Raw genomic sequence first — 13,818 nt, 5'->3', positions numbered from 1 at the left:
CGTCGTGTGCGGCAGGTGGGCGCGGGGCGCGCCCACCACGGGGACCGCTCAGCGCGTCAGCGGCGGTCGGGGCCCCGGCGGGGTGTCGCGCGGCTCGTCGTCCCTGATGACCTCACCCGGCACCACCTTGCCGTCGGGCCGGTGCATGCGGGCCTGCTGGAAAACGTCCCCCAGGCTGCCCGGGGCGACCCGGCGCAGGCCGCGCTCCAGGGCGTTCTCGGCGAGCCGGCCGACCGCCCGCTGGACGGGCGGGAGCAGCAGGAGCAGACCCGCCGCGTCCGAGACCAGGCCCGGGATCATCAGCAGCAGACCGCCGAGCATCATCAGCCCGTTGCCGCCGCCGCGGGCCGGCGAGCCGCCCTGGCGCACGGCCTCGTTCAGGCTCGCGAAGGCGCGGCGGCCCGCCCGCTTGATGACCACGGAGCCGGCCACGAGGCCCGCGACGAGGAGCAGGAACACGGTGAGCCCGCCCGCCGCGCCCGCGACCAGGGTCAGCAGCCAGATCTCCAGCACCAGCCAGGCGGCGAGACCCAGCGGCAGATACCTGCGCAGCCGTGAGCGCCGGCGGCGGGCGGTGTACGGGGAGGTCGGAGCGCCAGTCGTCATGTTCCCAGTGTGCCTGGGCGCGGCTCAGCACCGGATAAGGGAGTGACCGGCCGTGGCCGCGACCCGGTGTGCTAAGGGCGCTTGTCCTTGCCGGTGAACCGGCCGATGCGGTCCCCGACGCCCCAGGAGGTGACCCGCCACAGCGCCTCGACCACGATGTCCCGGCTCATCTTGGAGTCGCCCAGCTCGCGCTCGACGAAGGTGATGGGGACCTCGACGACGTGATAGCCGGCCTTCACGGCGCGGCGGGCCAGGTCGACCTGGAAGCAGTAGCCCTGCGAGGAGACCTCGCCCAGGCCGAGACCCTCCAGGGTCTCGCGGCGGAAGGCCCGGAAGCCACCCGTCACGTCGCGGATCGGCACGTCGAGCATGAGGCGCGAGTAGGTGGAGCCGCCCCGCGAGAGGAACTCGCGGGACTTGGGCCAGTTCACCACCCGCCCGCCGGGCACCCAGCGGGAGCCGAGGACCAGGTCGGCGCCCTTCAGGGCGGTGAGCAGCCGGGGCAGTTCCTCGGGCTGGTGGGAGCCGTCGGCGTCCATCTCGATCAGCACGCCGTAGTCCCGCTCCAGGCCCCAGCGGAAGCCCGCCAGGTAGGCGGCGCCGAGGCCCTCCTTGCCCTTGCGGTGCAGCACGTGGACGTGGTCGTCGGCGGCGGCGAGTTCGTCGGCGAGCTTGCCGGTGCCGTCGGGGCTGTTGTCGTCCGCGATGAGTACGTGCGCCTCGGGGACGGCGCCGCGTACCCGGCCCACGATGGTCTTGATGTTCTCCGCCTCGTTGTAGGTCGGAATGATCACCAAGGCCGTGCCGAGCGGACCGAACTGCCGTCCCTTGGCTGTGGCCGCGAGGGCCCCGTCGCCGTCGTTCACTGCTGCCCCTTCATGTCGTACGCAAGGGTCCACCATAGTGGCCGCCGCCTGGGAAGACGCGATGGCGCAGGCATCTTGTGGTGTCGTTTCCCCGGGAACGGGGTAGGAATGAGGGTTTTCGGCTTCTTCCCGCCGTGCGCCGGACGGGAACGCGCCACGGCGGATGGGGGCCCGGCGCCCTTCGGGCCGACCTGGGACCCGCTGGCTGCGGATCTACCGAGAGCCGTTGTCTAGGGAGCGCCCGGGCCCCACCCGGGTCGCACCGGCCGGCCGTCCGGGGCGTTCCCTCGCCGGCGCGGGCGCTGGGCCTGGCTCCCAGTGACGGTGCCCCGGTGCGGCACACCGTCCCTGACCCAGCGGCGCTGCGACGAGCCGTGCGAACAGCCCCCGGTCGGGCCTTTCGGTGGTGGACCCGGCCGAACCTACCGGCCCCCGGCCGCCGACTGTCAACAACCCTCTGAGCTGGGACGACGGGGTCGATGGCGCGGACGGCGGGGAGGATGCGCAGGTGGGGCGGCGGGGCCGCGGCGGCCGGCGGCCGCCGCGCCACCCCGGGAGATCACTCGCCCGGCCGTACGAACACCGTCCGTCCGCCCACCACGGTGCGCAGGCAGACCGGCAGGTCACGGCCCGGGGTGAGGTCGGGCAGGCCGGGGGTGCCGGAGCGCGGGTCGGTGGACCAGCGGGCCACCCGGTCGTCGGGGGCCTGCACGACGAGCCGGTCGGTGCGCCAGACCGCGTAGTCGGCGGGGGCGCCGGGCACCAGGACGCCCGCGTCGTCCCGGCCCACGGCCCGCCAGCCGCCGCGGGTGTGCGCGGTGAACGCGGCCCGGACCGAGATCCGGTGCTCGGGGGTGCGGTGGAAGGCGGCGGCCCGGACCGTGCCCCACGGGTCGAGCGGGGTGACCGGGCTGTCCGAGCCGAACGCCAGGGGTACGCCGGCCCGCAGCAGCGCGGCGAACGGGTTGAGGGTGCGGGCCCGCTCGGCGCCCAGCCGCCGGGCGTACATGCCGTCCTCGCCGCCCCACAGCGCGTCGAAGGCGGGCTGCACGGAGGCGATCAGGCCCAGTTCGGCGAAGGCGGCGACGGTCTCGGGGGTGAGCATCTCGGCGTGTTCGACCCGGTGCCGGGCGGCGCGGATCCGGGCCAGGCCCACCTTTTCGGCGGCGGCGCGGACGCCTTCGACCACGGCGGTCACGGCGGCGTCGCCGATGGCGTGGAAGCCGGCCTGGAGGCCCGCCTCGGTGCAGGCCGCCACGTGCGCGGCGACGGCGTCGGCGTCCAGGTAGGCGGTGCCGCGGTGGCCGGCGTCGGCGTAGGGCTCGTGCAGGCAGGCGGTGTGCGAGCCGAGGGCGCCGTCGGCGAACAGGTCGCCTGCGGCACCGGCCGCGCCCAGCTCACGGGCCTTGGCCACTCCTTCGTCGGCCTGTTCGGCCCAGTAGCCGACCACGCGGGGGCCGGGCAGCTCGGCGGCGAGCCGCAGCAGGCCGGTGAAGTCGTCCTCGGAGGAGATCGTCGGGCCCCCGCACTCGTGCACGGTGCCGATGCCGAGCGAGGCGGCGTGCGCCAGCGCGGCGCGCTGGGCCTCCTGACGCTGGGCGGGGGTGATGGCGCCGAGCGCGGCCTCGCGCACGACGTGATGGGCGTCCCGGGTGAGCGGGGCGTCGTCGCGGGGCACGGCGGCGGGGACCAGGTCCAGCAGGGCGGTGCTGACGACCGCCGAGTGCACGTCGATGCGGGACAGGTACAGCGGGCGTCCGCCGGTGGCCTCGTCCAGTTCCGCGCGGGTCGGCGGGCGGCCGCCGGGCCAGCGGGCGGCGTCCCAGCCGTGGCCCAGCAGCACCCGGTCGCCGGGGCGGGCGGCGGCGAACTCGCGGACGCGGGCGAGGGCCGCCTCCAGGGAGGCGGCGCCTGACAGGTCGAGGCCGGTCAGGGCGAGGCCCGTGGCGGTGGTGTGCACATGGGCGTCGGTGAAGGCCGGGGTGACCAGGGCGCCGTCGAGGTCGACCACCTCGTCGACGCCGTCGGCGAAGGCGTCGGCGGCGCCCTCGGAGCCGACCCAGGCGACATGGCCCGCCTCGACGACCATCGCCGTCGCGAAGGGGTCGGCGGGGCTGTGCACCTCGCCGCGGCGGAGCAGGACGGTCTTGGGGGGCTCGGCGGTGCGGTTGCTCATAGCCGACAGTTTCTCCCGTCGCCCGGGGCAGGCCGCGCCCGGGGCGCGTCCGGGCGGCGCCGGGAGCCGGCGCGCCGTGCCGGACCGGGTCAGATCTTCGGCGCGCGGGCCTCGTACGGGGTCGACAGGACCACTGTCGTACGGGTCGACACTCCCGCCAGCGAGCGCACGCGGGCCAGGAGTTCCTCCAGTTCGTGCGGGGTGGCCACGCGCACCTTGAGGATGTAGTTCTCGTCCCCGGCGACGCTGTGGCATGCCTCGATCTCGGGGACGTCGGCGAGGCGGTCCGCGATGTCGTCGGGGGCGCTGGGGTCGAACGGTTTGACCGAGATGAACGCGGTCAGCGGCAGCCCGACGGCCTCGGGGTCGACCACCGCGGCGTAGCCGCGGATGACACCACGCTGTTCCAGCCGGCGCACCCGCTGGTGCACGGCCGACGTGGACAGGCCCGTGGCCTTGCCCAGGTCTGTGTAGCTCATCCGCCCGTCCGTGACGAGCAGCTGCACGATCTGACGGTCCAGCTCCTCCATGCCGCCAAAACCTACAGTGCGCTTGATCTCCACGGATACCTCGGAGACGCGGGCCGTGCCCCGTTCCCCGGAAAACGCGCCGGGACGGGCATCTGCGCGCGGCATGTGACGAACACCACACGGCCCGGGCGGGCTCCGTGATGTTCTCGTGATTACCGCCGGGACCGGGCGGGAAGTGCTTGGTGTGGTCGAGGCCGCAGTGCCTTTCACGGCCCAGCCTTAGGGGGAGAATCCCATGCAGAGTACCCATCGCCCTGGTCGAAGTGTGTCCGCACGGCCGCAGCCGGTCGTCGAGCCCGAGCCGGAGGGCGTCGAACCCGACGCCTACGACGAGGAACCGGACGCCTACGACACCTTCGAGATGTACCGGGTGATCTGCCCGGACTGCGCACAGCCGATCGCGCTGCTGGCGGACGAGGAGACCCTGCCGGAGCACGCGTTGTGCGCCTCGCCGTGGAACCCCTTCGGGCTCACGGTGTGCGCGGGCACGGGCCGTCCGGCGGCCGACGCCCGCCCCGCGGACGAGTCCGTCGAGCCGCAGGAGCAGGACACCGCCCTGCTGCTCACGCTCCCCCAGGGCCTGGACTGGCGGACGCAGCCCTTCTCGCACGTCGGCGGCCCGGGTTCGCGCCCGATGCGCGTGCCGCTGGTGCGCGACCAGGCCGCCTGAGCCGGCCCGCCCCTCCCCGTCTTCCGCCCCGCACCACGGCGCACCGGCCGCCGTGGTGCGGGATCGTCGTGCCCGGGTCCGCGGCGCCCGGCCCGGGCCGTTCCGACGGGACATGTCGTTGCCGTCAAGCCCTCCGGAGCACGGAGGTGGCCGTCGGCATCGGCCGGCGAACACGCGCCGTTCAGCGGCTTACTGACGGATCGTCAGACCAGTAGGACGCCGGACGTGGGTGGACTGACGCTCGATTCCGCCGGGGGGTGACCTGTCCGGCCGTCGGCGCGTTGCCCGGGTATGACCCCCACGTACCCGGCGACCGGGCGTCAGCGCCGCATCTTCGTCCCCCGCCCGGCGGAGACGCTTCCGCCGCCCCCGTCCCAGGACCCGCCGATCTACCGCGATCTGATGCGGACCTGGGCGGACCGGGGCCGTACCCTGCCGGGCCACCACGACCCGGAGTGGGCCAGGCTGGCGGCCCCGACGGTCCACCCGGGCCAGTTCAGCGACCTTCTGGGCCCGCCACATGACGGGCGATGACCATCCGCTGGATCTGGTTGGTGCCCTCGACGATCTGCAGGACCTTGGCCTCGCGCATATAGCGTTCGGCCGGGAAGTCGGCGGTGTAGCCGTAGCCGCCCAGGATCTGCACCGCGTCCGTGGTGACCTTCATGGCGGTGTCGGTGCAGTGCAGCTTGGCCATGGCGGCCTCCTTGGCGAACGGCCGGCCCGCGTCCCGCAGCCGGGCCGCGGCGAGGTAGAGCGCGCGGCCCGCCTCGATCTGGGTGGCCATGTCGGCGAGCATGAAGCGCAGGCCCTGGAAGTCGGCGATGGGCCGGCCGAACTGGCGGCGCTCGGTGGCGTACCGGACCGCCTCGTCCAGGGCGGCCTGGGCGAGGCCGACGGCGCAGGCCGCGATACCGAGCCGGCCGGAGTCGAGCGCCGACAGGGCGATGGTGAAGCCCTGGCCCTCCTCGCCGATGCGGCGGCCGTCCGGGACGCGGACGCCGTCGAGGTGCACCTGGGCGGTGGGTGAGCCCTTCAGGCCCATCTTCCGTTCGGGCGCCGCGCCGCTCAGGCCGGGCGCGTCACCGGGGACGAGGAAGGCGGTGATCCCGCGCGGGCCGTCCTCGCCGGTGCGGGCCATCACGGTGTAGAAGTCGGCGATGCCGCCATGGGTGATCCATGCCTTGGTCCCGTCGATCACCCAGGTATCGCCCTCGCGGACGGCCTTCGTGCGCAGGGAGGCGGCGTCGGAGCCGGAGGACGGCTCGGACAGGCAGTAGGCGCCGAGCAGGCCGCCGCCCAGCATCGCGGGCAGGTGCTCGACCTGCTGCTGCTTGCTGCCGTAGGTGGCGAGCGCGTAGGAGGCGAGTGTGTGCACGCTGACGCCGAGGCCGACGGTGAGCCGGGCGGTGGCCAGTTCCTCCAGCACCTGGAGGTAGACCTCGTACGGCTGGTCGCCCCCGCCGTACTCGGCGGGGTACGGCAGGCCCAGCAGGCCGGATGCGGAGAGCAGGGTGAAGACCTCGCGCGGGAAGCGTCCCGCGTCCTCCTCCTCCGCGGCCTTCGGCGCGATCTCGCGCTGGGCGATCTCCCGGACGAGGGCGAGGAGATCCTTCGCCTCTTCCGTCGGCAGTTGACGCTCCACCGGCTGCGGGGCGCGGTCGGACATGGCGTCGGCTCCTCCCTGTTCGGACACCGGCGGCACGGCCCGTGGTGGGGGCGGCTCCGCCTGATCGTTCCGCTGTGCCGAGGCGCCCGCTTCCGGGTCTCGGAAGCCTGCTGACCAGCGGCACGCGCTGTGAGTATGCCCGATCGGCGACCTCCCGTCACCAGTTAACGACCGCTCACTTCAGGATTCCGGAGCGGGTTTCACTCGTCCGTGAAATTGGTCCGCACCATTGACCTACTGGTCTAGTCCTCCTACTGTGCAGCCCACGCCTTACCGCGTTCATGCCAATCGGCGCGCTTTCCCCTCCCCCACGAGGAGACACCCGATGCACACTCCCCACCGCTCGCTCGTCCGGGCCCTCGTCTCGGCCGCGTGTACCGCCGCCCTCGGCGCCGGGCTGCTGGCCGGCACGGGCACCGCCACCGCGGCGGCGCCGAGCGCCCCCGAGGTCACGGCCGGCTCCAAGGTCGTCGGCTACTTCACCGAATGGGGCACCTACGACCGCAAGTACTACGTCAAGAACATCGAGACCTCGGGCTCCGCGGCCAAGCTGACCCACATCAACTACGCCTTCGGCAACGTCACCGGCGGCAAGTGCGCCATGGGCGACTCCTACGCGGCCACCGACCGGGCCTACACCGCGGCCGAGTCCGTGGACGGCGTCGCCGACACCTGGGACCAGCCGCTGCGCGGCAACTTCAACCAGCTGCTGAAGCTGAAGAAGAAGCACCCGGGCCTGAAGGTCCTGTGGTCCTTCGGCGGCTGGACCTGGTCGAGCGGCTTCGGCGAGGCGGCGAAGAACCCGGCCGCCTTCGCCCAGTCCTGCTACGACCTGGTGAAGAACTCGAAGTGGGCCGGTGTCTTCGACGGCATCGACATCGACTGGGAGTACCCGAACGCCTGCGGCAACACCTGCGACACCAGCGGGCGGGACGCGTTCCGCACCCTGATGGCCGCGGTGCGCGCGAAGTTCGGTTCCGGGAACCTGGTCACGGCGGCGATCACCGCGGACGCCACCAGCGGCGGCAAGATCGACGCGGCGGACTACGCCGGTGCCGCCCAGTACGTCGACTGGTACAACCCGATGACGTACGACTACTTCGGCGCCTGGGACGCGAAGGGCCCGACCGCCCCGCACTCCCCGCTGAACTCCTACTCGGGCATCCCGAAGGCGAACTACCACACCTCCGCGACGATCACCAAGCTCAGGGGCCTCGGCGTCCCGGCCGCCAAGCTGCTGCTCGGCCTCGGCTTCTACGGGCGCGGCTGGACCGGCGTCACCCAGGCGGCGCCCGGCGGCACGGCCACGGGCCCGGCGGCCGGCACGTACGAGCAGGGCATCGAGGACTACAAGGTGCTCAAGACCAAGTGCCCGGCGACCGGCACGGTGGCCGGCACGGCCTACGCCAAGTGCGGCAGCGACTGGTGGAGTTACGACACCCCGGCGACCATCGCCACGAAGATGACGTACAAGAACCAGCAGGGCCTCGGCGGCACCTTCTTCTGGGAGCTGAGCGGCGACACCGCGAACGGTGAGCTGATCAAGGCGATCAACTAGCCCGGTCGGCCGCTCCGGCCGTCCGTCCGTCCGTCCGCCCGTCAGTCGTCCCGGCGGGCGGGCGGCGGCGCGAGCGACCGGGCCGGCGGCCGCCTCCCGGCGCCGGGAGGCGCCGCTTCGAAGCGTCGGTTCAGAGCAGTCCGAGCTGGGTCACGAGCATCGCGAACACGGCGACGAGGATCCAGCCCATGACGTGCTCGAGCAGGTCGGGGCCGTCTTCCTCGGGGCCGCCGGTGACGGCTCGGGCGGCGGTGGCCGGGTGTGCGGTCATGGTGTCACTCACAGGAATCGGACGTCTACGGAGCAAATCCCCCACCCCTGACGTCCACCATGCCACCCGCGTCGGCGTTCGCGGCGATGAGCTTGGTCACACGGCGGCGGATCAGCGCACGCCCACCGCGGCGAGCGCCCTGCGCTGGTGCGGGGTCGGATGCGCCGGGAAGTACAGGTAGCAGACCCCTCCGGTGCCGGAGACGACCTTGCCGGAGGCGTTGTACCGCTTCGTGCGCAGCCAGATGTTCTCCCATTCGCGCCGTTTGTAGACGCGCCGCACCGCCTCGTCGCTCGGCGCGGCCGGGTCGTTGGCGATCACGTCCCCGTCGGTCGTGAAGCCGATGACCGTCATCAAGTGCCCGGCGGTGCCGTAACCGGCCCCGGTCAGCTCGCTCTTGAGGAACGACTGGGACGTGATGACCGGGATGCCGGCCGCGATCAGCGTCTCCAGGTCGGTGAGCGAGCCGAGCCGGGTGACCACGCCCTGAAGGCCCGGGAAGGTGGCGGCGTAGGCGGCGTTGAAGGGCCAGTTGCCGCAGCCCGCGTACTGGTGGTCGTAGGTGAAGCGGGCCGCGTGGCACACCTGCGGGTCGGCGTAGGCCGGGTCCACCCAGGACAGCTGCTCGGGGGTGAGCCGGCCGCCCCAGTACTCGATGATCATCTGCGAGGAGGTCGGGCTGCACCAGGCTTCGCCGCCGTTGTCGTATTCCGGGTACTGGCCCTTGTGGATCTCCTGCGAGTAGCGCGGGACGGCCAGTTCCCGGGCGAGGCCGGGGGCGGAGGCCGGGACGGTGAAGCGGTCGGGGACGTCGGAGCCCATCGCGCCCAGCCGCCAGACGGTCGGGGTGAGCCGGGTGCCGGGCCTGCGGTAGAGGGTCAGGCGCAGCCGGTACGACGTCAGGCGCAGGCCGGTGCCCGGGTCGTCGATGGCGAGGGTGTCGGTCCACACGCTGCTCTTGCCGTCGCCCTGGCCGTCCACCGACGTCCGCCGGATGTCCTGGTCGCCGGCCGCCCAGCGGCCCAGCACGTACCAGGGCGTGCCGGTGCCGTCGGAGTACGTGCCGCGCAGCTCGGCCTGGAGCCAGGTGCCCTCGGGGGTGTGCGCGTTCCAGGAGGCGACGGCCTCGGTCGCGGGCACGGTGAGCCGGTGTTCGGGGCCGGTCCAGGTGGCGTACTCCCAGGCGGCGGTGGTGCCGGTGTGCGGGTCGGTGTAGTCGGTACGGCCGGCGGGGGCGCCGATCACCAGGCCGGGCCGGCGTCCGGCGACGGCCCGGGTGCCCTCGGCCGTCCCGGAGCGCCAGTCGCGGTACGTGGTCCAGGCGTGGTGGTCGACGGGGCGGTCCGGCGCCGGGGCGGGGCCGTCGGCGTCGAGGGCGGAGCGCGGCGCGGCGGCGGCAGCGGGGGCCGCGGCGGCGGCCGCCGTAGCGGCGACGGCCGCCGCCAGAACGGTTCTGCGGGAGGGCTGTTCGGCGTGGCTCATGGGCGCGACGACCCCCAGGGTGTCCGAGTCGGGCTGGTCCGGTGCGGTAACTATGGAGCAGGCCGTATCGCGCTGCCAGCACTTCGACGCACGCCGCGCCAGCAATATTGGTCTCGGCCACTGGCGGCCGGAGCCGGGGGCGGCCCCCCGCCCGCGGGCCCGGGCGGACGGCCGCCCGGGCCCTGCGGGGTCAGACCAGGTCCATCGCGGCGACCTCGTCGGGCCGCCCGTAGCTCACCGGCCCCTGGAAGCGGCGGCGGGCCGTGGCGAACCACCACACCGTGGCGATCAGCAGGACGACGGCGAGCGCGATCGGGGCGTAGTTGAAGGAGTCCACGGTGATCGGCGATGCCTGCGGGAGCATGAACAGCACGCTGCTGAGCAGGATCCACACCACCGCCAGCCAGCCGATCGGCCTGCCCCAGCGGCCCAGGTGCCAGGGGCCGGGCTGGAAGGAGTCGCCGAGCCGCAGCCGCAGGAAGATCGGCACGGCGTAGGCGAGGAAGAGACCGACCACGTTGACGCTGACGATCGCGGTGAACGCCGTGTGCGACCACCAGCCCGGCACCACCAGCGCCAGCGAGCAGCCGACCGCGAGCCACACGGCCTTCACCGGCGTACGGGTGCGCGGCGAGACCGAGTGCCACCAGCGGGAGCCGGGCATGGCGCCGTCCCGGGAGAAGGCGAAGATCTGCCGGGTGTTGCTGGTGAGGTTGGCCAGGCCGCAGAAGAGCATCGCGCCGATGACGATGAGCAGCAGCACCTTGGCGGTGCGCAGCCCGAGGCCGTCGATGAGGATCTGGATGGGCGGGGCGGCCGCGCCGGCCACCTTGGCGTAGTCGCCGATGCTGTAGACCAATGCCAGCATCAGCACCAGGCCGGCGACCGCGGAACAGGCGATGGCACGGGTGATGCCCTTCGGGGCGCTGACCGTCGCCTGGACGGTTTCCTCGGACATGTGGAAGCTGCCGTCGAACCCGGTGAAGGTCCAGCTGGTGACGAGCAGGCCGAGCATGCCGCCGTAAAGCCCGCTGGTGAAGCCGGTGTTGTTCTCGAAATGCGTGACAAAGGACGCCGACTGATGGTGGTCGGGCATCACGACGAGCGCGCCCACGATCACGACCAGTCCGATCAGCAGCCACCATACGGAAATGCGGTTCAGTATGGCGACGAGTTGCACGGTGAAGGTGTTGGCGAGCCCTTGCAGGACGATGATCAGGGCCGTGATCAGCACCGTCTGGTGCGCGGTCGGGTGGTAGGACGGCCACTGGAGCTCCACGAACACCTGGATGAAGGTGGCCGCGGCGTATCCGGTGGCGGCCGTGCCGCCGATCTGGCCCACGAAGTTCAGCCAGCCCGTGAACCAGGACCAGGCGCCCTTGTGCCGCTTGGCGAGTTTACCGGCGGAGAAATAAAGGGCACCGCTCGTCGGATAGGCGGAGGCGACCTCCGCCATGGCCGCTCCGATGAGCAGGACCATCACCGAGACGCCGATCCAGCCGAACACGAGAATGCGCGGGCCACCCGCGTTCAGACCGAATCCGAAGGACGAGAAGATTCCCGAGAGGATATTGATGATGGTGAACGAGATCGCGAAATTGTCGAACGCCTTGAAGCGCCGGGTGAGCTTGCGCGGATAACCCATCGCGTGCAGCGTGGCGTCGTCGTCGAGCACGACGGCGTCCGCGGCCCGGGCGTGCGTCCGGGCAGTCGACATCCGTTCCGACACGGATCGGCCTTTCTCTGGACGGGGACGAGGAGTGGCGAGAAGGGGGTGCGGAGAGCGGGCGGGGTCAGCCCGGCCCCGGCACGGGCAGGCCGCAGGCGCGCCGGGCCCGGGAGAGCTGCTCGACGGGGTCCCCGAAGGCGCTCCACGGCATGCGCGAGGCGTACGGGCCCATCGCCGCGAACACCGCCCGGGCCTCGAACTCGCGCTGGCCCATCACCAGCGCGTGCGCGAGGTAGGCGAGGTCGAGCACCGGGGTGAAGCGGTAACCGGCCACCGCGGGCAGCCAGTTCTGGTAGATCGCCAGCGCGGTGGAGCGCCACTGGGGCTGTTCCCAGACCCGGTCGGCGAGCAGCTGGGTGGGGTTGTAGCTCTCCACCAGTGCCACCAGGGGCAGCAGCCGCAGGGGGGAGTCGGCGGGGGCCCGCTGGCTGAGGAAGGCGGCGACGTCCCAGGCTGCGGTGACCGAGCCGCCGTGGCGGGTGAAGAAGCAGGACAGGAAGCGGTGGTGGGCCTCCCGGTGCCAGGGGTCCAGGGAGAGGATGTGCGCGAACAGCCGCCAGGGGCCGGGCGGGGAGGTGAGCAGGCCCTTCGGGGCCGGGTCGCGCAGCCGGTGCAGCCGGGCCATGGAGAGCCGGGCGACCCAGGGCGTGGGGTCGGCGGGGGCCGCCTCGGCGGCCCGGTCGCAGGCGGCCAGCGCTATCCGCTCCAGCGCCTCGGCGCGCTCGTCGCGCGCGTCGGCGGCCCGCAGGGCGCGCTGCACGGCCACCCGCGCCCACATCAGCGCGGCCTCGGGGGTCGGCTCCTCGGCGAGCCAGCGCTCCACCAGATCGCTGCCGGCCGCCTCGGAGGCGAGCACCAGCGAGCGGTGGGCGCGCAGGCCGAAGTCGGTACGGGTCTCGGCGAGGGCCTCGTCGGCGGACCGGTAACGCCCGGCGCGCACGTCGACGCAGACACGCGCCAGCACCCGGTCGTCGGCCGCCGGATGCCACACATAGTGCCCTTCGAATAAGTCCGCGGCCATATCCCCCTGCCCGTCACCGTGCGACGCATCACGTTGCGCAGGAGGCACCTTACTCAGCGTGGGCCCCACCCGGAACGCCGAATTCGACATATCGGTCAGCGGATTCGGATTGTTTATCGACGCCTTCGACTGGCCCGCGGCCGGTGATTCAAGGCGGGACCTTTTCCCCCGACAGTCGCTCCCGTCGGCCCTCGTCGGCTTCCGGCCGATCCCGGCGGCCGGCCCTCACGGGCCGCCGCCCCCGGCCTGCCTCGGGCCCGCCACTAGACTGGCGCGCGAAAGACGCCCCCATCGCACCACACCCCGGGAATGACCATTCACGACCTCGCCGCCCGGCTGCGCGGGCTTCCCCCGTCCCTGGGGCCGGTCCGGCTGATCGGCGTGGACGGGCACGCCGGATCCGGCAAGTCGACCTTCGCCCGGCGGCTGGCGCGGGCGCTGGACGGGGCGCCGGTGGTCCACCTCGACGACTTCGCCAGCCACGAGCACCTGTTCGCCTGGACCGGCCGGCTCCTGACCCAGGTGATCGAACCGCTGGGCCGGGGCGAGAGCGGATACGTCACCCCCTACGACTGGCGGGCCCGCGCCTTCGGCGCCCCGCGCCCGGTGCCGGCCGCGCCCGTGGTGCTGATCGAGGGCGTCGGCGCCGGCCGCCGGGCGCTGCGACCCCATCTGGCCCGGCTGCTGTGGATGGAGCTGCCCCGGGAGGAGTCCTGGGCTCGCGGCCGGCGGCGGGACGGGGCGGAGCAACGGGAGTTCTGGGACGGGTGGGTCACGGCGGAGCACGCGCACTTCGTCACCGATCCCTCACGCCCCCACGCGGATCTCCTGGTGCTCCAGCGACCGGAGGGGTACGAGGTGCTGCCGGGACCGGCTGCGGACCCCCGGATCCCTGCGTGATGTGACGCTCGGTGACGCGCCCTCCGCGATGTGGTGAACCTGTGAAGACTCTTGCGGCAGAAGTTTCCCCAGTACCTCAACTTCGCTTGACCGAGGGCCCGTACAGGACTTACGTTCTGAATGTGCGGCTTTCGGAGCCGCCCGCCCACACGAAGCCCCCGGTTGTTCCCCCGTGACCGGGGGCTTCGTTCTGCCCGCGCCGGCCCGTGTTCCGCGCGCCGGCGCGGCGGACCTCTCACCCTCGGTCACGAAATCCCGTGCGCCCCGTCTGCTCCCACCTCGCCGAACGCCCTGTGCGGCACCCTTCGGCAGGTACCCGCCCCGCGGGTACGATGCCCTC

The 13,818-nt window shown here is 73.0% G+C and carries 11 protein-coding genes and 1 pseudogene; 3 read left to right on the top strand and 9 right to left on the bottom strand.

The genetic code is table 11. The features are described 5' to 3' along the window. Positions 1-48: 48 nt before the first annotated feature. The 4 genes from fxsA to ACSURM_RS30295 all read right to left on the bottom strand — a co-directional run bounded on the left by fxsA (position 49) and on the right by ACSURM_RS30295 (position 4,178). Positions 49-606 carry an FxsA family membrane protein gene (gene fxsA / locus ACSURM_RS30310; protein ID WP_436958951.1) on the bottom strand — a complete coding sequence of 186 codons (558 nt, stop codon included), beginning with the start codon at positions 604-606 and terminating at the stop codon, positions 49-51. 71 nt (positions 607-677) lie between these two features. After that, entirely contained in the window at positions 678-1,472 is a 795-nt protein-coding gene (locus ACSURM_RS30305; protein ID WP_436958950.1) for a polyprenol monophosphomannose synthase, read from the bottom strand. A 559-nt stretch (positions 1,473-2,031) separates the two neighbouring features. Continuing rightward, a complete protein-coding gene (locus tag ACSURM_RS30300; protein WP_436958949.1) occupies positions 2,032-3,648 on the bottom strand; it encodes an amidohydrolase in 1,617 nt (538 codons plus the stop codon). Between the two features lie 89 nt (positions 3,649-3,737). Beyond that, positions 3,738-4,178: an Lrp/AsnC family transcriptional regulator gene (locus ACSURM_RS30295; protein ID WP_189996344.1), complete on the bottom strand. Its 441-nt coding sequence runs from the start codon at positions 4,176-4,178 to the stop codon at positions 3,738-3,740. A gap of 235 nt (positions 4,179-4,413) precedes the next feature. On the opposite strand from ACSURM_RS30295, the gene ACSURM_RS30290 reads away from it, so the two are divergent. Then, positions 4,414-4,848 carry a hypothetical protein gene (locus ACSURM_RS30290; RefSeq protein ID WP_436958948.1) on the top strand — a complete coding sequence of 145 codons (435 nt, stop codon included), beginning with the start codon at positions 4,414-4,416 and terminating at the stop codon, positions 4,846-4,848. Between the two features lie 496 nt (positions 4,849-5,344). Here ACSURM_RS30290 and ACSURM_RS30285 read toward each other — a convergent pair whose 3' ends face one another. After that, positions 5,345-6,517 (bottom strand): acyl-CoA dehydrogenase family protein, encoded by a 1,173-nt coding sequence (locus tag ACSURM_RS30285; RefSeq protein ID WP_436958947.1) that lies wholly within the window; start codon positions 6,515-6,517, stop codon positions 5,345-5,347. A 325-nt stretch (positions 6,518-6,842) separates the two neighbouring features. Between ACSURM_RS30285 and ACSURM_RS30280 the strand changes: the two genes are divergently transcribed. After that, entirely contained in the window at positions 6,843-8,075 is a 1,233-nt protein-coding gene (locus ACSURM_RS30280) for a glycoside hydrolase family 18 protein (protein ID WP_436958946.1), read from the top strand. Between the two features lie 130 nt (positions 8,076-8,205). On the opposite strand, the gene ACSURM_RS30275 is transcribed toward ACSURM_RS30280, so the two are convergent. The 4 genes from ACSURM_RS30275 to ACSURM_RS30260 all read right to left on the bottom strand — a co-directional run bounded on the left by ACSURM_RS30275 (position 8,206) and on the right by ACSURM_RS30260 (position 12,578). Beyond that, the gene (locus ACSURM_RS30275; protein WP_436958945.1) at positions 8,206-8,346 is read right to left on the bottom strand and encodes an SCO1431 family membrane protein; all 141 of its coding nucleotides are present in this window, start codon (positions 8,344-8,346) and stop codon (positions 8,206-8,208) included. Between the two features lie 111 nt (positions 8,347-8,457). Further along, positions 8,458-9,828 (bottom strand): peptidase C39 family protein, encoded by a 1,371-nt coding sequence (locus ACSURM_RS30270; RefSeq protein ID WP_436958944.1) that lies wholly within the window; start codon positions 9,826-9,828, stop codon positions 8,458-8,460. A gap of 190 nt (positions 9,829-10,018) precedes the next feature. Beyond that, positions 10,019-11,545: an amino acid permease gene (locus ACSURM_RS30265; RefSeq protein WP_436958943.1), complete on the bottom strand. Its 1,527-nt coding sequence runs from the start codon at positions 11,543-11,545 to the stop codon at positions 10,019-10,021. A gap of 76 nt (positions 11,546-11,621) precedes the next feature. Continuing rightward, positions 11,622-12,578: a hypothetical protein gene (locus tag ACSURM_RS30260; RefSeq protein ID WP_436958942.1), complete on the bottom strand. Its 957-nt coding sequence runs from the start codon at positions 12,576-12,578 to the stop codon at positions 11,622-11,624. Between the two features lie 309 nt (positions 12,579-12,887). Here ACSURM_RS30260 and ACSURM_RS30255 point away from each other — a divergent pair. Next, positions 12,888-13,515 (top strand): annotated as a pseudogene (locus ACSURM_RS30255) (uridine kinase family protein). The last annotated feature ends 303 nt before the right edge of the window (positions 13,516-13,818 follow it).

Source organism: Streptomyces sp. SudanB182_2057 (genome assembly GCF_964272715.1).
Classification (GTDB): Bacteria; Actinomycetota; Actinomycetes; order Streptomycetales; family Streptomycetaceae; genus Streptomyces; species Streptomyces rubradiris.
This window is presented reverse-complemented; position numbering and strand designations above follow the sequence as displayed.